At 58.2% G+C, this 19,172-nt stretch carries 11 protein-coding genes and 5 pseudogenes; 12 read left to right on the top strand and 4 right to left on the bottom strand.

Translation table 11 applies throughout. From position 1 onward, the window contains the following. Positions 1–60 precede the first annotated feature (60 nt). From bioB to ACFQX9_RS29935, 12 genes and pseudogenes are all read left to right on the top strand, one after another. Complete coding sequence (gene bioB, locus ACFQX9_RS29990) at positions 61–1,056, top strand: biotin synthase BioB (RefSeq protein ID WP_377791334.1); 996 nt, start codon at positions 61–63, stop codon at positions 1,054–1,056. Positions 1,057–1,107: 51 nt separating this feature from the next. Next, positions 1,108–1,460, top strand: a pseudogene (gene panD, locus ACFQX9_RS29985) (aspartate 1-decarboxylase). 83 nt (positions 1,461–1,543) lie between these two features. Next, positions 1,544–2,697, top strand: a pseudogene (locus tag ACFQX9_RS29980) (8-amino-7-oxononanoate synthase). Then, positions 2,694–3,326 (top strand): dethiobiotin synthase, encoded by a 633-nt coding sequence (bioD, locus tag ACFQX9_RS29975; RefSeq protein ID WP_377791333.1) that lies wholly within the window; start codon positions 2,694–2,696, stop codon positions 3,324–3,326. The pseudogene ACFQX9_RS29980 and the gene bioD overlap by 4 nt, the downstream one beginning before the upstream one ends. Then, positions 3,323–4,585, top strand: a pseudogene (locus tag ACFQX9_RS29970) (adenosylmethionine--8-amino-7-oxononanoate transaminase). Before bioD ends, ACFQX9_RS29970 begins: the two are co-directional and overlap by 4 nt. Positions 4,586–5,806: 1,221 nt before the next feature. Continuing rightward, positions 5,807–6,679: a 3-methyl-2-oxobutanoate hydroxymethyltransferase gene (gene panB, locus ACFQX9_RS29965; protein ID WP_377791332.1), complete on the top strand. Its 873-nt coding sequence runs from the start codon at positions 5,807–5,809 to the stop codon at positions 6,677–6,679. Positions 6,680–6,692: 13 nt separating this feature from the next. Further along, a pseudogene (gene panC, locus ACFQX9_RS29960) lies at positions 6,693–7,543 on the top strand (pantoate--beta-alanine ligase). Positions 7,544–8,021: 478 nt separating this feature from the next. Further along, on the top strand, positions 8,022–8,222 hold the full coding sequence (locus tag ACFQX9_RS29955; RefSeq protein ID WP_377791331.1) for a hypothetical protein: 201 nt from the start codon (positions 8,022–8,024) through the stop codon (positions 8,220–8,222). 420 nt (positions 8,223–8,642) lie between these two features. Continuing rightward, positions 8,643–8,882 carry a hypothetical protein gene (locus ACFQX9_RS29950; RefSeq protein WP_377791330.1) on the top strand — a complete coding sequence of 80 codons (240 nt, stop codon included), beginning with the start codon at positions 8,643–8,645 and terminating at the stop codon, positions 8,880–8,882. Between the two features lie 1,015 nt (positions 8,883–9,897). After that, positions 9,898–11,817: a methyl-accepting chemotaxis protein gene (locus ACFQX9_RS29945; protein ID WP_377791329.1), complete on the top strand. Its 1,920-nt coding sequence runs from the start codon at positions 9,898–9,900 to the stop codon at positions 11,815–11,817. 1,138 nt (positions 11,818–12,955) lie between these two features. After that, positions 12,956–13,723, top strand: a complete 768-nt coding sequence (locus ACFQX9_RS29940) for a polysaccharide deacetylase family protein (RefSeq protein WP_377791328.1) — start codon at positions 12,956–12,958, stop codon at positions 13,721–13,723. 1,193 nt (positions 13,724–14,916) lie between these two features. Beyond that, positions 14,917–15,519, top strand: a complete 603-nt coding sequence (locus ACFQX9_RS29935) for a GNAT family N-acetyltransferase (RefSeq protein ID WP_377791327.1) — start codon at positions 14,917–14,919, stop codon at positions 15,517–15,519. Between the two features lie 254 nt (positions 15,520–15,773). On the opposite strand, the gene ACFQX9_RS29930 is transcribed toward ACFQX9_RS29935, so the two are convergent. From ACFQX9_RS29930 to ACFQX9_RS29915, 4 genes and pseudogenes are all read right to left on the bottom strand, one after another. Then, on the bottom strand, positions 15,774–17,009 hold the full coding sequence (locus ACFQX9_RS29930) for a diaminopropionate ammonia-lyase (RefSeq protein ID WP_377791326.1): 1,236 nt from the start codon (positions 17,007–17,009) through the stop codon (positions 15,774–15,776). Between the two features lie 263 nt (positions 17,010–17,272). Next, a pseudogene (locus ACFQX9_RS29925) lies at positions 17,273–17,650 on the bottom strand (hypothetical protein); the annotation flags it as partial. A gap of 250 nt (positions 17,651–17,900) precedes the next feature. Beyond that, on the bottom strand, positions 17,901–18,167 hold the full coding sequence (locus ACFQX9_RS29920) for a DUF3551 domain-containing protein (protein WP_204513504.1): 267 nt from the start codon (positions 18,165–18,167) through the stop codon (positions 17,901–17,903). A gap of 404 nt (positions 18,168–18,571) precedes the next feature. Next, a complete protein-coding gene (locus tag ACFQX9_RS29915) occupies positions 18,572–18,958 on the bottom strand; it encodes a MarR family transcriptional regulator (RefSeq protein WP_377791325.1) in 387 nt (128 codons plus the stop codon). Positions 18,959–19,172 lie beyond the last annotated feature (214 nt).

Genomic DNA, 19,172 nt, shown 5'->3' with positions numbered 1-19,172 from the left:
ACGGGCGGCCACAGGATAGATAATCGCCGGGATAATCTATCATTGGGAAAGGCGAGACTTATGGTTCCTGCCGTCGGAGTGGAACGGAATGACGGGCGCAATTGCGCGCCGGTCCGCCATGACTGGCAGCGCGCCGAGGCCGAAGCGCTCTATGGCCTGCGGTTTGCCGACCTGATGTTTCAGGCGCAGAGCGCTCATCGCAAGAACTTCGATCCAAGTCACGTCGAAACAGCAAGCCTGCTCAGCATCAAGACCGGCGGCTGTCCGGAAGACTGCGGTTACTGTTCGCAGAGCGCGCATTACGACACCGGCCTGAAAGCGACCCGATTGATGGATCGCGCCGATGTGGTCGCCACCGCGCAAGCCGCCATGGACGCCGGCGCGACCCGCTTCTGCATGGCCGCGGCCTGGCGCAGTCCAAAGGACCGCGATCTCGATCAGGTCTGTGACATGGTCAGCGCGGTCAAAGATCTTGGCATGGAAACCTGCGTCACACTCGGCATGCTGACGCCGAAGCAGGCCGCACGGCTCTCCGATGCCGGGCTCGACTTCTATAACCACAACGTCGACACGTCGCCGGAGTTCTACGGCAAGATCATCACCACCCGCACCTTGCAGGATCGCATCGACACACTTTCGCATGTGCGCGAGGCCGGCATCAAGGTCTGCTGCGGAGGCATTATCGGTATGGGCGAGCTCCTCGAGGACCGGCTCGGCATGCTCGTGCTGCTCGCCAATCTCGGTAAGCATCCGGAAAGCGTGCCGATCAACTTGTGGAACGAGGTCAAGGGCGTGCCGGTCAATGACACCGCGGAGCGTCCCGATCCGATCGCGCTAGTGCGCCTGGTTGCGACCGCCCGAATCATGATGCCGAAGAGCGTGGTGCGGTTGTCCGCCGGACGGCAGTATATGACCGATGAGCTGCAGGCGCTGTGCTTTTTGGCCGGCGCGAATTCGATCTTCATCGGCGACGTGCTGTTGACCACCAAAAACCCGCAGCGCGACCGCGACGCGAATTTGCTGGACCGGCTCGGCATCAGGTCCGGGCTTGCCTGAGTGAAACAGACCAGCGGGCACGCCGTGCGCAAACTCCAGCTTAGGTGAGAAATGCAGATTACGTTGATGAAAGGCAAAATCCATCGCGCCTCGGTAACCGAAGCCGATCTGCACTATGTTGGCTCGATATCGATTGATCGTACGTTGATTGACCCGGCCGGATTTTGATCAACGAACGCGCGGGAATCTACAACATCGAGACCGGAGCGCGCATCGCCACCTATGTGATCGAAGCGCCCGCGAGGTCGGGCATCATTGGCCTGAATGGTGCGGCCGCGCGACTCGCGATGCACGGCGACAAAAGTATTATCGTTGCATTTGCGTCATTTGATGAGGCGGAAGCAAAAATCTTCAGGCCGCGCGTTGTGGTGGTTGACGGAGCAAATCGCATCTTGTCAGGTTGAAGGTTAAGGGCCCGAAGCCGAAGCTTTGTTCTTTGCGGCCATCAGAACGTTCGCGAGATCGACCGCTACTTTGCGAGTGAAGAATGAATTCAATCCAGATGGCCAAAGTTGGCGACTATGTCGCGGCCTTGCATGCCTCGAAGCAAGACAACAGGCTGCGTGGCCTCGAGCCGCGCGCGGGCATCGATTTTACGTCGAACGATTATCTGGCGCTCGCGAGCGCGCCGCGGATGAAAAAGGCCGTTTCCGCTGCGCTCGAGGCCGACACGCCGATCGGAGCCGGCGGGTCGCGGCTTCTGCGCGGCAATTGGGAGGAACACGAAACTCTCGAACAAGAAGCGGCTCAGTTCTTTCGGGCTGAGACGGCGCTATTCGTTGGTGGCGGTTATGTCGCAAATTTTGCCGTCCTGACAACGCTGCCGCAGCGGGGCGATCTGCTTGTTCTCGATCCTCTGGTGCACGCCAGTATTCATGAAGGCGCGCGCGCTGGCCGTGCCGAGTTTCGGATAAGCGCCCATAATGATCCCCAATCGATCGAAGACATAATTCGTGACTGGCGGGCCGAGGGCGGAACGGGTCGCGTCTGGATCGTGGTCGAAAGTCTCTACAGCATGGATGGCGATTTCGCACCGCTCGAAGACTTGGTCGCGATCGCGGACCGGTACGACGCGTTCTTGATGGTGGATGAGGCTCATGCCACAGGCGTTTACGGCGAGCGGGGACGGGGGCTCATCGCCCCCTATGAAGGGCGCGAAAATCTCCTGGTCGTTCATACCTGCGGCAAAGCGCTGGGCGCAGCTGGTGCGCTTGTCACTGTCTCCGCCGTGCTGCGCGACTTCATGATCAATCGCTGCCGTCCCTTTATCTTCGCCACTGCGCCCTCACCGCTGATGGCGGTTGCCGTAAGGGAGGCACTCTTCATCCTGCAAGGAGAACCTGAGCGGCAGTAGCGTCTGGCCAGACTGGTCGCGTTCACGCATGGGAGATCGGTTTGCGCGGTTGGCAAAGCCCTTCGGCCTCACAGATCGTGCCGCATATCGTTGGCAACAACGCACGTGCGATGCGGCTCGCCTCCGCACTGCAGGCTCGCGGCCTCGATATCCGCGGAATCCGGCCGCCAACCGTGCCGGCGGGCACAGTCCGTTTGCGAATTTCACTGACGCTCAACGCTGGGGAGGATGACGTGCGTGCAATGCTCGATGCTCTGTTCGAGGAGACCAGAGGTGAAGCTCGATGAGGCAGCAGATCGTGGTCACGGGCACAGATACCGGGATCGGGAAGACGGTGTTTTCTGCGGGGCTCGCCGACCTCCTTGGCGCGAGCTATTGGAAGCCGATTCAGGCCGGCCTCGAAGGAGAGACCGATACTGAACTCGTCGCGCGACTGGGCAATCTCTCTTCCGATCGCATCGTGCCGGAGCGTTATCGCCTTCAGACGCCCGCTTCGCCCCATCATTCCGCCGAAATTGACGGGATTCGCATCGACCCAGATTCACTCGATGTGCCAGACACCGGGGAGCGACCGTTAGTGATTGAGGGCGCTGGCGGCCTCATGGTGCCGCTGAGTGGCGGAACACTCTATGCTGACGTCTTCAAGCGATGGCGGCTTCCAGTCGTGCTTTGCGCGAGCACAGCGCTGGGCACCATCAATCACTCGCTGCTGTCGATAGAGGCTCTGCGAAAGCGCGAGATCCCCATTCTTGGGATTGCATTTATTGGCGAAAGAAATGCTGAGACTCAGACTGCAATTCGCGAGATCGGGCGGGTGCGTTGGTTAGGGCGATTACCCTGGCTCTCGCCTCTCACGGCGGACACGCTGCAGGCCGCGTTCAAAACCTCATTCCGTGCTGATGATTTCAAGCGATGATGCCAAAGACGAGGTCGCCAATCTGGCATCCGTTCACACAACATGCACTTCACGACGAGATGACAAAGACTGTACGGGGTGATGGTGCCTATCTCCACACCGCGGATGGTCGCCGTATCTTAGATGCAATCTCATCCTGGTGGGTCGTGACCCATGGTCATTGCCATCCACATATCGTGAGCGCCATTCAGAACCAGGCAGGCAAGCTCAACCAGATCATCTTTGCCGGCTACACCCACGATCCGGCTGAGGAGGTTGCGACGGTGCTTTTGAAACTCGCACCCCCTGGTCTTGATTACGTCTTCTTCTCCGACAGTGGCTCGGCCAGTGTGGAAGTAGCCCTAAAAATGGCACTCGGCTATTGGCATAATATCGGTAAACAGCGCATACGCATTGTCGTGATGCAAAACTCCTACCACGGCGATACGGTTGGAGCGATGTCGGTCGGTGCGTGCCCGTGGCGTGTTCAACGCCGCGTACGGGCCCGTGCTGTTCGATGTTACCTCAATCCCGTTCCCGGTGAGAGGTCATGAACCGGCGACGCTCGATGCGCTCGAGTCTGCATGTCGAAACGAAATGCCAGCCGCCTTTATTGTGGAGCCTTTGATATTGGGGGCGGGCGGAATGCTGATGTATCCAGCCTCGGTCCTGAGAGAGATGAAGCGGATCTGCGAGGCCTCGGACGCCCTGTTCATTGCCGACGAGGTCATGACGGGCTGGGGTCGCACCGGAACATTATTCGCCTGCCAGCAGGCCAATGTCACGCCCGATATCGCCTGCTATTCGAAAGGCCTCACGGGAGGGGCACTTCCGCTCGCGGCGACACTCTGCCGCGCGGATATTTTCGACGCGCATTATTCGAAAGATCGGACGCGTACGTTCTTTCATTCGAGTTCATATACGGCAAATCCAGTGGCCTGCGCCGCGGCAACCTGGATCTCTGGCAAGATCCGGAATCTCGCCAACGCATGGCGTCGGTCGCCACAATGCAAGAGCAGGCAATTGAGCCATTCCGCGCCGACTCGCGTTTTGCAAACGTCCGGCGGACAGGCACGATTACAGCACTCGATCTGAAAACCAAGGATGCAGGCTATCTCGCGGGCGTCGGTCCGAAACTTCAGGCTTTCTTTAAAGGCCGAAATCTGCTGCGGCGGCCGCTCGGCAATACCATCTATGTAATGCCACCATATTGCGTCACAGGGGCAGATCTTGATGAAATCTACGTCGGCATCAGAGATGCCGCCGATGCGCTAGCTTAAGGCGGGCTTGGCGCGTTTAGCGAGCGGGAACCCCAGGTTCGACCGGCGGGTGTCGGATTGCCGACCTTTAACCGCGTAAAGGCAAAGAGGTGGCACTGATAGCTACCGATGAATTGCTGTACGTGCCCGTCGGCGCCAGTTGAATTCCGTTGAGCAAAGCCGCGCGCACGCGGGATTTAAACGTCAACGCGCGACTCATTGCATTAATCAAGATCGAAATATCGTTACAGTCAACAATTAAGACTTTGCCGGCGAAGCACCCCTGCGATGGAGCGGGCCGCTTCGCCAAGGAGGCGCAATTCGGAGCTCAAACTCTTGCGCCCGGTGTCCGTACATGCCGCGAGACTAGGCATCGCCAGCGTCGCACTTCACGTGCGGGCATGGTGCTGCAGCGAAGAAAAGGGGGCTATCCACGTAATGCCAACAGGAGGCGAGGAATGCGCAACAGCTCCCATAGTTCGCACCACGATTCAGTAAGGTGCTGCGCGATATGCGGTGGAAGGTTCGGGCTGATCCGTTACTACTGCTGGCGAACGGCCCTTTGCTCCAAGAGATGCGTCGACCGCTTCAAGGCCCGGCGAGAGGCCGACCATCAATGGTTTCGCTGGTTGCGAGCGGCTTAATACATGGCTCAACGAGCCCACGCTATGAAATTTATACTCGTGAATCTAAGGACCCCGCGCGGCGACAGAACCTGCGCCGAGTGTTCTCGGTCCTTAGGTCCGGGTTACGTGCGAGAGGTGGTAACGCGGAGAGAATATTGCAACTACGATTGCTACCGACGCTGCCACTTAATGGATATCGCCTTCCCCTACCTTACAGCGCGTGCCGATTCTAATTCCGACACGAAAGATCTCGTTCCTCTTGGGCTTGCAGTCTTGCTGGGTGCGGCTTCGTTCTGGTTTCAGGTTGGGGCGGCCTCGATGTCATGGATCAACACAGCCGCGCATGCCGACGAGCCGTCCGCGGCTGAGCGAACTCCCTCGGCTTAAGCTGGGCTGAGTCGCGCGGTGTGCGTCAGCGTGACCCAAAGCCGCTCCGCATGAGGAAGAACGGCTGAGAAGTTCTTATTTGATGATCGCGCGATCATTGGAGGTTTTGATGCGTCTGTCCGTGACCTGGAGAGGTAATTTCCTTTTGTCATCTCCCCATTGACAGCTTCCTCTCGCCTTCCCAAGGAAGCGCCGACTCCAAGCATGCGGGGGTGGATCGGGATCTAAGATGAGCCACATTTCAGAGCCGCCTGTTGAACGCGTCACGATTCCGGTCCTGCAGGGGTGGAAGGAGGAGGGGCGTCGTATCGCGATGACCACCGCTTACGACGCGGTTACAGCACGCATCGCCGATCCGATCATGGATGTCATCCTTGTCGGGGATAGCGTCGCCAACGTCTGTCTTGGATTCGATGATACGTTGCCGGTGAGCATGGCGATGATGAACCATCACCTCGAAGCCGTTGTACGCACAAAGCCTCGTGCCTTGCTCGTGGCCGATATGCCCTTTCTTAGCTTCCATCTCAGTCCAGCGGAGACGATACGCAACGCCGGCGGTTTTTTGCAGCGTGGCGCCGACGCTGTCAAGCTCGAGGGCGGAGCCAAGCGCGTCGAAATAGTGCGCGCCCTGGTCGATTGCGAAATTCCTGTGATGGGCCATCTCGGCCTGACTCCGCAGAGCGTCAATGTCATGGGTGGGTTCAAGGTGCAGGGCCGGAAGGCCGATGACGCCTTGCGCCTGCTCGCTGACGCCCACCGTCTACAGGAGGCCGGCTGTTTCGCTCTCGTCCTGGAGGGTATTCCGGGTGAGCTCGCGGCGCGAGCGACCGAATCCCTGAGGATACCGACCATTGGAATCGGTGCGGGTCCTGGCTGCTCAGGCCAAGTGCTCGTCTTTCACGATGTGCTGGGATTGACTGAAGGTCATCGCCCCAAATTTGTTCGTGCCTATGCCAATGGTTTCCAGTTGTTACAGGAGGCCCTGTCGCGTTGGGCGGCCGATGTCCGCAACGGTGCATTCCCTACATCGCAAGAGTCCTATCGGCTTCCTGAAGGCCTTCGCGACACGGTCGCGAACTGGTCACCCTCCAATCCAACCTGATGTAAAGCACAACATGCAAACGATGACGACGGTCGCAGAGCTTCGTCGCGCGCTCGCAAGGGTTCGCAGCGCCGATAAACGCGTCGGACTTGTGCCGACGATGGGCTATCTACACGACGGCCATCTGGCGCTGGTCGCGGCCAGCCGGACGCAATGCGACGTCACCGTAGTTAGCATCTTCGTCAATCCCACTCAGTTCGGGCCAAATGAGGATCTCAGCACCTATCCGCGCGACTTCCTGCGCGATCAAGAGCTGTGTGCGATGCCGGCGTTGCGATCGTCTTTGCGCCGGATATACAGGAGATCTATCCGACTCAATTTGAGACCTTCGTCGAACCGGGCGAGCTCGCAAAACCAATGTGCGGAGCTTTCAGGCCTGGGCATTTTCGTGGGGTGGCGACTGTCGTTGGCAAGCTATTCAACATGGTGCAGCCGGATGTCGCGTTTTTTGGACAAAAGGATTTTCAGCAATGCGCGGTGCTGCGCCGCATGGCAATTGACCTCAACCTTCCAATTAAGATCGTCACCGTACAAACCGTCCGGGAACCGTCCGGGCTCGCGATGAGCAGTCGCAACCGCCATCTAAGCGAGGAAGAACGTCGGCGCGCTCTTGCCATCAGCCGTGGGCTGTTCGCCGCAGCGGATAAGTTTCACTCAGGAGAGCGCGACTTGGAACAGCTGATTGCGATCGCAAAGGAGCAGTTGAATACGGTCGATCGCCTGCAGTACCTTGAGCTTGTCGACGCTGATACGCTCAAGCCCGCCGAGAGTCCTCTGCGGCGTACCGCTGCACTATGCGCCGCAGCCTATGTCGGCTCGACGCGTCTGATCGACAACGTGATACTGTCGTTGCAGACTCCTTAGCGCGACTCACAACTAAACGACTGAATAGTCTCAGAATACTGAAGTTTGCAATGAAAGGGTGTTTTCGTGGACGAACAGTTTCTGAGAGACCGGGCTCGGATTATTCGCGATCTAGCGGACAAGGCAGACCCCTTCATCAGAAAGAGACTGCTGGACCTCGCGGAACGGTATGACAGACGTATTAGCCGCCCATCTCAGGCGATGAAGATGGCGGCCACGGCGATTTCGCCAACCAGAACAAGTGCGTCATCGATGCGGTAAAGTCCATCGAAACGTGAGCGCGATCGAGGCTGGACAGCCCCAATCGAACACCGGCACAAGCCGAGAAACGTGTGTTGGGAGAAGTAGAAAGAGAAGATGGAGACCGCTCCGTGGCGGGGCGCGGCAGTCGCAGATTTCTTACCCGATCAAACACACTTGAACCGCGAAACGCGAAATGTGCATTATCTTCCTCACTAGGGATGGGGAAGATCTCCAAATGTTGGATGCCGCTACCAACGCACTTCTGCTCGCGATCCTCGACGAGGTCTGCGAGAGCCTTTCCCCGTATGATACCGGCGCCCGCACTTACGTCGCCTCGAAGATTCTGGAAGCCGCCATCAGAGGTGAGACGACGCCCGACCGCCTCAAACAGATCGGCCGCGAGGCCCTTTCCGAAAGACCGACCATGTGGAGGTAGGCCTAGACAACATGATGTTGTCGCTCAGTTGAATTTCCAGATCACAGTTCTGAAGATCCTGGTGAGCTATCTGGACGAGGCCGCACCGATGCTGAGCTTAAGCGTGACATGGCCATCTTGGCGATCTCCTGCCTTGCGGCGTTGGCTCAAAATCAACGCCATGACCGCACGGAAAAACTCTGCATTCTGCTGAGCTGGCGCAGATCTTCGCCGATGCGAGGGCCATGATTGGCGAATTTCGCTTTTAGGAAGCCGATAAGTGTTTGATGCTGATAAGCCGACACCTGAAAACCGACTTTCTTGTCGGTAGCATCGATGCGGCTCCTAGTGATCTCTCATACCGACGACCATCTGACGAAGCCTGAGTGGAGGTAAGGATGCGCCCCAAGGGACGAATCCGATCAAATGGGAGGCCTTCGGATGCCGTACTACTCTTTTGATCTTGTGATTGACGAGGAGTACAGGAATCAAGGCGGTCTCATTCTCGAAAACATCGAGGTTGCCTCCGACCGAGCGGACCAGCTCGCGATCGAACTGTCTATTGTACATCCGGACCTGAAGGCCAAAGGCTGTGCGGTTCGGGTCACCAGCCCCGAGAACGCCGAGGTCTATCGCACGCCACTCGATCCGGTCCCATTATGGATGAGACGTCAGCACTGACCGTCGGCAGCGGCGGGCGACACTCGAAACGCTCGGTTTGGCTAATGGGAGGGCGATCGCGCGTTCACGGCGAAGCGCTGTGGCGTTCGCAGACAGTCGATCTGTCGAGGTCATCTACGGGCCATAGCGTCGACAGAATGGGCGCGAGATGGACGAGGAGAGATTCACTGCATACTTGACTTGGTCGCCTGAACTTAAAAAGGGAGCCTCGATGAGGCGACCGGGGCGTGGCCTTTTGTCCTAACAGCGTTCCGCCCGTTTTTTCCGTTTAAGACCCGCTGAATCCTGCATATCGACCGGCACCTTGTTGGATGCGGAAAAAGGCCGCGCGAAGATTACGCGCGGCGAAGTCAGGGAGGAAAATGTCCCAAGGGGCCATTGAAGGAGCATCGAGATGAGCAGATGGATCACTCATCGAGAGCTCCAAGCTTGTGAGAGAATCACCGTGGCGAGCGCTTCAATCGTCGCTGATCCCGCGCATGAGTGATCGGATAACCGAATTGAGCGCCGCTTGGCGGCGTTCTTCGCGCATGTTTCGCATCTTTTATGCAAAAAATGATCAACGTGTCGCACGCCGAGAGCTACTACCGACCTGTTCTGGCACTTCGCATCTCATCGGCCTGTAAATTGATTTCCCTTTGATAGATCTGCAACGTGTCCTCAAGGCTATGTAGCGCGTCTCGGACCATTTTTGCCCAGCGAGCTTCGCTCCCTATCATCGCGGCGCAACCCTCGTCGGGGAAAGTTCGCTCGCCACGACGCCGAGCAATAGTGCTTCACCTACACTGCGAGTTCAGGATTTCGAAATCAATGTAATTTAATTGGCAGGTTGTCATCGACCGAGTGAAGTCCTCTCCCGTTTAGCTCCATATAGAAATGCGCCCGTCGCACTCGCGACAACCAGCACTGCGCTGGGGCAAAAACTTATTGAAGGGGTAACATGAGTAAAATGGCTATGAGGAGTTTCGGGCAATCAAAGGGCTGCCGTGGCGCACGCATTGGATTGCGCGGCCAAATGGCACTACTCGGGATTTCCGGGGTCCTCGTCACCGGTGCAATCTGCGCCGCCGCCCTGAATTACGCGAGCCTCGTCCAGAGCGCTTCGAACGACAGCAACCAATTCAAAGCCGATGTCGTATCGTTGTCGCAAAGCTTCCTCGAGTCACGACAAATCGCGAGCGACTTCCTGCGCAAGCCCAGTGAAGTGTCGATCAAGAAGTATGCGGACAATTATGAGCAGCAGCTCGCAGACTTGAGTCGCGTCGAAGCATTTGTGACGGGGTTGCCGGAGGATGACCCGCTGAAGCAGGTGACCTCCCTGCGGCCGGTGATCGGTCTGTATGCAACGCGCTTTCATAACCTCGTGGCAGCGCAACGCAACCTCGGCTTCAACGAAGAGGACGGATTTCAGGGCAAGCTGCGCAAGGCCGTGCACACCGTCGAGCAACGGCTGGCAGAGCTGAACCAGCCACGCCTCACGATCTTGATGCTGATGATACGCCGGCACGAGAAAGATTTCATGCTGCGCGGCGAAGACAAATATGGCGATCAACTGGCGGACCGGGAGGTGGAATTCGAAACCGCGCTCGCTCAGGGCGGCCTACCCGCAGAGCTGAAGTCCCAGATCCTCGAGCTGATCCGCGCATACAAGTCGAGTTTTATGTCGTTCATGGTGACGCAGCAAGGGCTGAGCGACCAGGTCGACGATCTCGCACAGATCTACGACCGTATCCGCCCGCCGCTCGTGAAGATCGTGGCTGCCGCTGACGCGCGTTCGCGGGCTGCGGAAATGCGAGCTGAAGAAATTCGGCGGAAGCTGATCTGGGTAATCGGGCTTGCAACGATGGTCGTTGGCCTGCTCGCGTTACTGTTCGGCCAGCGCATTGCCAAAACGGTCGCTTCGATGACGGCAGCCATGCGCCAGCTCGGCGACGGTCGGTTCGATGTGGTTCTCCCGGGCCTTGGCCGAAAGGATGAGCTTGGCGAGATGGCCGAGGCAGTCGAAATGTTCAAGCTGAGAGCTCGCGAGAAGGCGCAAGCAGAGCTCGACGCAAAGGCCGAACATGATCGTACCGCAGCCGAGCAGCGGAAGGCCGATATCGCTCGGCTCGCCGGCGAATTCGAAGCCGCCGTAGGCAAGGTGATCGACACTGTCTCGTCCGCCTCCACAAAACTTGAAGTCTCCGCACGCAGCCTTACCAGTTCGGCTGATCACAGCCGGCAACTCTCCATCGAGGTCGCCTCCTCATCGGAGGATGCGTCTGAAAACGTTCAACGTGTCGCAGCCGCGACGGGCGAAATGGCGGCAACCATCGCCGATATGGGCCGGCGGGTCGAAGAAGTGGCCAATATGGCGCGCGAAGCGGTTCGCAAGGCCGAACTCAGCGACCAGCGCATGGTTAATTTGACGGCCGCGGCGGAGCGGATCGGCAGCGTGGTCCAGCTTATCGCCGCGATCGCGCGTCAAACCAATTTGCTCGCGCTGAATGCGACCATTGAAGCCGCGCGCGCCGGCGATCGTGGCAGAGGTTTCGCGGTTGTCGCCCAGGAAGTGAAATCGCTCGCGACGCAAACCGCTCGCGCGACTGTTGAGATCAGCGAGCACATTGGTGGCATTCAGGCCGCGACGACAGAGTCGGTCGGCGCGCTTACCGAAATTGGCGTCATCATTGGCCGCATCTCGGACATCGCCATGACCGTGGTCGAATCGATCGGGGAACAGGAGGCAACCAGCAAGAGTATCGCGTTCAATTTGCAGGAAGCGGCGGCCAGGACGACCCAGGTGGCAGCGAGCGCCGATGAAGTCACCAACCGTGCAAAGGAAACCGGAGGGGCTTCGATGCAGGTGCTGATGTCTGCCGAACTGCTATCTGAGGAAAGCTCTCGGCTGAAGCACGAACTAGACAGCTACCTGTGCAGGGTTCAAGCGGCTTAAATCGCCGCGTCAACGTCGCAAGCTCTCCACGCCTGAATTTTTGACCTTTCTTCCGAAGCCAAGTTGCCCATCTGCTCTCGGATCGGCGTGTAAATGCTAGTTGTTCAATCGGACCGAGCCCCTTAGAGCTGCAAACGCGGAAGCGCTGAACACTCCTGCGGTTCTCATGCGCGGTTTCTTTATCTCGGCCGCAAGACGGCGGTGCGAGCCGTACCCACGCTTGCTTTCCCTCCTAACAACAGCAGGAATAATGCGCTGGTTTTGAATATGAATTTATGTGCTGCCCGGTCAAGCACGTAACGCAGCGATTGCTGCTCTCTCTTCTGCGGTGCAATCGAGGGTATTTCATGCGCAATCATGACCTTGTTTCCGGTAGCTTCCTGGCACTGACCGCGGCCGGGCTCGCGCTGCTCTGCTCGAGCCTGCTCGTCTTTGCCTTCACTTAGGCGCTGCATCCGACGACGAGGAACGATCGACATCGAGCATATGAATTGTGAGCCGATGGTCGTGCTGCGGAGAAAGGACGCTGAACGTCGGCATCCAGTAGGCGTTCTGCAGCATTGGTGGCTCCGCGGCAAAGCCGCCGTTTCTAAGCGGTTCGATTGATATCATGTCCTCTGCGAGGAAGATCGTCGCCTCATGAAGGTGACGGTATTGCCGGTCAGTCGCTGTAATTGTCGGTCGCTGGAGCGCCATCGGCCCAAGCCGACAGTCGTGGGTGAAATCCCCGACAAACGGCATCGGAACGCGGAATTCCGGCGTCAGTGCCTCGCCATTGCATTAATCAATATCGCCATATGGCTACTGTGTAGAGGCGAACGTGACCATTGGACGAGCCGACGTTTGTGGAGGCCGGCAAAGTACAATGGCCTGCTAAATCAATTCCAATTGGACGACGCAGCAAATGATCTGGCTGCAGACAATCTGATGCGCTCGGGAGCGAAGTAGCCCGATACGAGCACAGGTCCACTGCGACGGATCAGCTAGTCCGGAATGGAAAACGAGGTGGCTGAAGCCATCGGCATGGTGATGCAACTCCAGCCAGGACGGCAGGACTATCTTGTTTAAGGCCGCAACCAGACACCCGTCCGGACACGACCTTGATGGCAGATGTCTGCACGGATGGACCTTGCTCCTCGTGAGCGCCGCGACGGCGGTGCTTGCCGGCGTCACGGCTGCGGGCGCGGCCGACTGCCCGCGTAAGGACGCGCTCAGGACCTCGCGCGTGCTCGTCGTTGACGCCAAGACATATCCGCGGGTCGGACTGAAGAGCTTTCGCCAGACGCTGCCCTTGGCCGACCACGAAGTTGTGCTGACCTTCGACGACGGGCCCCAGCCGCCGTACACAGAAGAGGTGCTGGCGGCGCTCGCGCAGGAGTGCGTTCGAGCCACGTTCTTCCTGGTCGGCAAGTCGTCGGCCCAATTTCCCGAGCTCGTGCGGCGCGCCGCTGCGCAAGGCCACACCATGGCGCACCACACTTGGTCGCATTCGATGGCGTCGAAGATCAGCTTCGAGAAGGCAAAAGAGGACATTGAGCGTGGGATTGCGGCCGACGAAACGGCGCTCCATGGCGTATCGACGATGGCGCCCTCGACGCCGTTCTTCCGCTTTCCGTATTTCGACTCGACCCCTAAGACGCTCGAGCTACTCCAGTCTCGGGGCATCGTCGTGTTCGGAGCGGACCTGTGGGCCAGCGACTGGGAGGAAATGACGCCAGACCAGGAGCTGAAGCTCATCACCAGCCGGCTGAATGCCGAGGGGAAGGGGATCATTCTTTTTCACGACGCCAAGGCACATACCGCCGCGATGATGCCCGCCTTCCTACGGTACCTGCACGACAACGGCTATCACGTCGTTCACATCGTTCCGACGGCGCCGCTGCAAAGGAACGCCCATACGCTTTGATGGCGGAATGTCACGGCGGCGCAGAGTGGAGCAATCCCGAGTCCACTAAGCCGTCGTTCATGCTAGCCGGTGCAATGATGAAGGCGGTATCGCGCCTGAGCCGTTTCGGGCAGTAGGAACCGCAATTGACGTAGATCACCTCAGACGTCTGCCTCATCCTTGCCGTTTACGCGCCGGCAGGAGTGGCAGGCGCGCATAGCCGCTCGGCACCTTCGTCGGCAGCACTTCCTGATTTTGAAATCCAGAAGCCCACCGCTTGTGACCTCAGCTGCCGAAATGCCGCGACCGGCTCACGCTGTAACGCGTGTCCGCAAGCATTAGAAGAGGTCTTCCAAACAAACAGATCGTAAAGTGATGCAAAGTGAACGACAAAAACGATCTCGCGCGACGCAGCCCGACGATGCTCTCATAACGCATTTAACTACAATGCGATGGCAGGCCGTGAACCCGGCTCATCAGGACGGGACGTTGTCTATTCGGAGAACACGAGAGAAGCCGGCCTCAATCCCGCGCTCAACGACCAAGTTGCACGCGTTCGTCGGGCGTCCGTGATGTTCTTCATCGCGCGGCAACAAATGGCGCGTCCGATGAGAAATTAGAAAAGCGAATTATCTAAACACTATCAAAAACAGTGTGCCTTGGACTCGCGCGTGCCACGATTCTCTGAGAGCATTGATCTCAGGCAAGAAGGAGGTCGGGGACGCTCGTGATGCCCAACAACATCTTCGACAAGGTGAGTAATTCAGTTATTACCGCGGCTTGATGAGCGTTCGTTCTGCGACGCGCGCAGCCCTTGCGATGGGACCGTCGAATGTGATTGCTCGGGACTGGATCCGACAAATCGCTGGTCGGCCTGCCGCTCGAACTTTCTACGAGGCGGAGCGTAGAACCAGATCCGTGAGCCTTTTCGCAAGCGGTCATCCTCGCTCTCTGTAACGTCCGAGCATGAACACGAAGCACCTGATGTGGGGCGACACGCAAGTCCAAAGAGGAAGAGTCTGCTCCGTGCGACCATCACGATGTTCGACAAGTTACTCCTTCGAATCCTGAGATAGCTTAACTTAGCCAGGAGCGACACAAAGACGCTATCACCTCGATGTGAACTAAGGCGTCATCTGACCTTCAACCGTGCGGCATATCTGTTTGGATCGGGTGCTGCGGCGGCTCCTGATGCCGCCGCTGGACCAGATCGTATGTTGGTTAAACTTGGAAGAGGATATGACATGGTGACCACGCGTGAAGTCTCTATCGATGACGCCACAACGGTGACTCACATGGTTGCTGCCCTACTTGCCGAACTTGAGGGCGGACAAAAGCAGGGCAGACTAGATAGCCAGCTTGTTGTCGACCTCCTGGCCATGAAAGAGCGCGTCTATGGGTTTCTGGCCTTCACGGAGGCACGCCCGGTCGGTCTCATCATGTTGTCGGAAAGCGCCGCCCTTTTTGCGGGCGGAGCGTACGGTATTATCACCGAACTCTACGTGGTGCCGGATCAGCGATCGTCTGGGGTTGCGATGCGTCTCATCGAGGCTGCGGTGGGCCTGGGCACGGCAAAAGGCTGGGGCCAGCTTGAAGTGGGGGCGCCGAGGCAACCCATATGGAGTCGTAGCCCGAACTCAGCATTGTACCTGAAGGCCGGGTTTGCAGAGATTGGCCCACGCCTCAAGTTGCCGTTACACGACTTAGCCAGTCAACGTGCGAAACGTAATGCTGCGGGGAGATCGCGGTTAAATCCACGGCGGCAACGCGCACTAGGCTGCGGCATCCTGGATGCGTCTTCTGCAAAAGTTGCGTGAGCGTCGATTTGCCAGCGCTCGATTAATTCGCGATGAGGTTTGTAGCGCGGGGTTTGAGTCCGGCCGACAAGTCAGAGAGCACCGGCGCATCTCAAACCCCTCATTCTGAGTGAGCTGATCCGCGTGCCCAGCTCAAAGGGACACGACGCCCTGCGCCACGCAGGGGCCGGCGTCTGCGCGGCGATGAGCCTTCCGTCAGGGCCGAATGCTGGCCAGTCTCCCCGGGCCTGCGGATCGGATGACTAACGAAAGGCTCACGAGCTCGCCCCATCTGTTGAGCCGTTCTTGACCGGCTTATTGTTCTTCGCGGTCACTTGCGCTGGCGTCGCATTGACGAGCTGTTCGTAGAGGAGAGGATCTGTCGCACCCTCGGTGTTGATCAAGAAGACCCGTGCATTGGGTCCAAGACCAATCTTACCACGCAAGGTCGGGTCAGCAGCAGTCTTCAGCAAAGTTGCAAGGCCAACACCACCACTTTCGCCTGCAACGACGGCGGGATCGCCATCCGTCGGATTTGCCAGAAGTTTCATCACGCTGATTGCGTCCTCGTCGTCGACAGTCATAAAAGCATCCGCTGTGCGTGAAAGAATGCGCCAAGCGACGAGCGAAGGCTCGTAGCATTCGAGCATCGCCATCACTGTTGATTGTCCATGATCTACCTTGACAGGGTGCCCGGCCCGAGCGCTTTCGAAGAGGCATGCTGCCCGCGAGGGATCGACAACTGTGAAGAACGGGCGGACGTCGCCGAACAGAATTGATAGATGTCCAGCAACGGCCGCGGCGATCCCACCGACGCCTGCCTGGATGAAGACGTGCGTCGGCGGCTCCGGCAACTGTCGTAGTGCTTCGCTCACAAGGGCGGTATATCCCTGCATCACGAATCGCGGGATCCGCTCATAGCCAGGCCAAGACGTGTCAGACACTGTGATCCAACCTTCTTGAGCCGCAACTCGCGATGCTTGGACGACAGAATCGTCATAGTTGCCGTCAACGCGGATCATCTGCGCGCCAAAGCCGGCGATGGCGGCGACGCGCTCGTTGCTGACGCCTGAATGAACGAAGATGGCGCATTTTGCACCAACGAGCTGGGCGCCTTGAGCAACTGATCTGCCATGGTTGCCATCCGTAGCACAAGAGACCGTCATACCTTTTGCCACGGAACTCACTTCAGGTGTGTGAAGCTCGGACACATCAACATCGCGACCGAGCTGCCGATTTGCTTCCTCGAGCACCAGACGGATCACAGCATAGGAACCTCCCAAGGCTTTGAAACTCCCAAGTCCGAGACGTTGGGCTTCGTCCTTTAGATGGATCGAACCCACTCCAATCTCGCGGGCAACGCCTGGCAAAGAAATAAGAGGGGTTTCCTTGTGGCCATCGCGATGCTTGAGAAACCGCTCGACCTCGCGAGCGGCTTCGACGCTCACCGCGTCGGCGTCCGAGGCATCGATGGGAGCGCGGTGGTCGATGTGTTGGTTGAGGAGAAACATGGTCTGGCTTTCCTGCCTCGTCAGTAGGCTACGTATGGAATACTTCATTTCACGACGATATAAGTGGCTTATTCTGGGGTGATTTGAAGCAGCGCCTGGGTATTGCACGCGCCTTTGCCACGACCAGGTTTTTGATCGACGATCTTCCCACAACGATCGAGCAAAGTTCACAGAAACCTGCGCCCGAGCGCTATATCGGCGGTTCTGGAGATCCGCTACGTGGGAAGGCCGTGGGACCGTCCACGCCCTTCTCCTTCAAAAGATCAGCTCATCGTCGGCATGAGGAATTCGGCGCCGGCGCGGATCCCATCGGCCATGGGGTCATGATCGTCTTGCGCTTGGTGTAGAAGCGAACGCCCTCGGGGCCATGCATGTGGTGATCGCCGAACAGGGACGCTTTCGATCAGCGTTGCACATTCTTCTACGTCCGCGTCGATGTAGCCTCGGACCTTATCGAGATGTGGCTTTGTTGCTAGCGGCCCCATTTCGGGACTAGTGCCAGGACCGACGTTCAGGGCGCGGACCTTAGCCGTCAGGGTTTTCAGAGCATCGACCGCGTGGTCCATATCGGCGTCCGGCATGACAACCATGTGGTTCTTGGCGCCTCCGAGAGCCTGGCGGCGCTTGCCGCGACAGGATGCCCCGAAACCGGCGGTCGGATTTGGTCGAGGATTGAGGCCGGTGCCGGTGCGACAAGATTGCCCAATTGCGCGTGAGGCCGATGAGCCATCCCGTTCCGATCGTTGTGCTTGGCGTCCCCAGGGCAACTGAGGACGCGAGCGTCTTCGAGCGAGGACGTCCAACCAGGCGGAAGCCCAACGCTTAACCAGCAGGGCGGGTCGATTTATAGGCGCAAAGACTGATGTCTCGACCACAGTTGGCGATCACGCATCAGCGCGGGTGCCCTCCTTGTTGCTGGAATGCATAGATCGGATTCATCCCGCAATAGGCTAGGGTACCGGAGGCAGTGGCCATGCACTGGTCATAGGTCGAGAACTGGCAATTGCCTGGATATCCCCAGATACGTCCCTGGAGGCAATAAACGTCCTGCCGAGCCGGTGGAATGAAAAAACGACCCCGCGGAGCGGCGGTCAATGGCGATCCAAACCCGATGAGGATGGAAAGTGCAAGCACACAGATAAAGGGAAGGTTGCGCATGAGACCTTTAACCTCCGTTCAGACTTGAGAGGATAGAAAATCTAGAATTGATGTTTTGATCTTGGTCAATGGCAAACAGCTTCGTAGACGGCTTGGCCGACGGACTTTGTCGCGGTCTGCAAGAGCTTTGTGATTCCACAAAGGCTTAGCGGCTGACCGCGTGTAACAGGTTGGAGAAGCCAGAAATCTGGAGCTCCGCAGAGAACTCTGGCCTCATACTGAACCCGTATTGGTCGCCCAAATCGACTAGCTCCCGATCCACAAATGGTAACTTTAGCCTGTCACCGCTGGGACTCGCCGACCGGCGCGAGGAACCGATGTGCTCCTCACGATGGTGGTGCTTCACATGAGGGCATGCGGGCCACGCATTCAAGCAACCGTTGATCGTCCAAAGCGCCTCCCTTCTAACGTCGACCCCTCCCTCGGTCTGACGCCCCACCGGTGTCCAGTTCGGCTTTCAGGCGAGCTCTCTCCAGCCGCTTCCTGAGCCCAGCAAGTCGGCTCGACAGGCTCATCGTTTCCTCGATGCCAAGCTCACCGAAAACGAACTGATCCAGTTCTTCCTGTTGTGCAGCGATGTCCGCAAGACGCTTGCGGGCTTTGTCCGTTAGCGAGAGCTGGACTACCCGAGCATCCCTGATACCGGTCTTGCGTCGCACAAATCCGACTTTCTCCAGCGCCTTCGAATGAAGCGTGATGAAGGACGGGTCGACTTTCATCAGTTTTGCGACCACTCCGGCCGGAGCACCGCCATCCTTGTCTAAGTCCATCACCGCCATCAAGATCGCCAATTGTGTTCCACTAATGCCGAGTGCCTCGGCTCGGACGTGAAGAAAATCCTCCAGACAGACGTTGAGGGACCTGATCTCCAACGTTAATCGCCGCACCAGCTCCTGGCTCTCAGCAGAGCCATTTCTCCCTCGCGTTGCTTGCTTAGCCAAATGCGGTGCCGTCGAATGTTAGGACCCTGCTCAAAGCTCGTTCGCGCTGACAAGGTTCAAAGAC

The sequence above is a fragment of the Bradyrhizobium sp. GCM10028915 genome, from assembly GCF_042666195.1.
GTDB classification, from domain to species: Bacteria; Pseudomonadota; Alphaproteobacteria; order Rhizobiales; family Xanthobacteraceae; genus Bradyrhizobium; species Bradyrhizobium canariense_D.
This window is presented reverse-complemented; position numbering and strand designations above follow the sequence as displayed.

Bases quoted from the DNA above. Each gene is read 5' to 3' on its own strand.
- ACFQX9_RS29945 (WP_377791329.1), top strand. From the start codon at position 9,898: ATGGCACTACTCGGGATTTCCGGGGTCCTCGTCACCGGTGCAATCTGC.
- bioB (WP_377791334.1), top strand. From the start codon at position 61: ATGGTTCCTGCCGTCGGAGTGGAACGGAATGACGGGCGCAATTGCGCG.
- bioD (WP_377791333.1), top strand. From the start codon at position 2,694: ATGAGGCAGCAGATCGTGGTCACGGGCACAGATACCGGGATCGGGAAG.
- ACFQX9_RS29920 (WP_204513504.1), bottom strand. From the start codon at position 18,167: ATGCGCAACCTTCCCTTTATCTGTGTGCTTGCACTTTCCATCCTCATC.
- ACFQX9_RS29955 (WP_377791331.1), top strand. From the start codon at position 8,022: ATGTTGGATGCCGCTACCAACGCACTTCTGCTCGCGATCCTCGACGAG.
- panB (WP_377791332.1), top strand. From the start codon at position 5,807: ATGAGCCACATTTCAGAGCCGCCTGTTGAACGCGTCACGATTCCGGTC.
- ACFQX9_RS29935 (WP_377791327.1), top strand. From the start codon at position 14,917: ATGTTGGTTAAACTTGGAAGAGGATATGACATGGTGACCACGCGTGAA.
- ACFQX9_RS29930 (WP_377791326.1), bottom strand. From the start codon at position 17,009: ATGTTTCTCCTCAACCAACACATCGACCACCGCGCTCCCATCGATGCC.
- ACFQX9_RS29950 (WP_377791330.1), top strand. From the start codon at position 8,643: ATGCCGTACTACTCTTTTGATCTTGTGATTGACGAGGAGTACAGGAAT.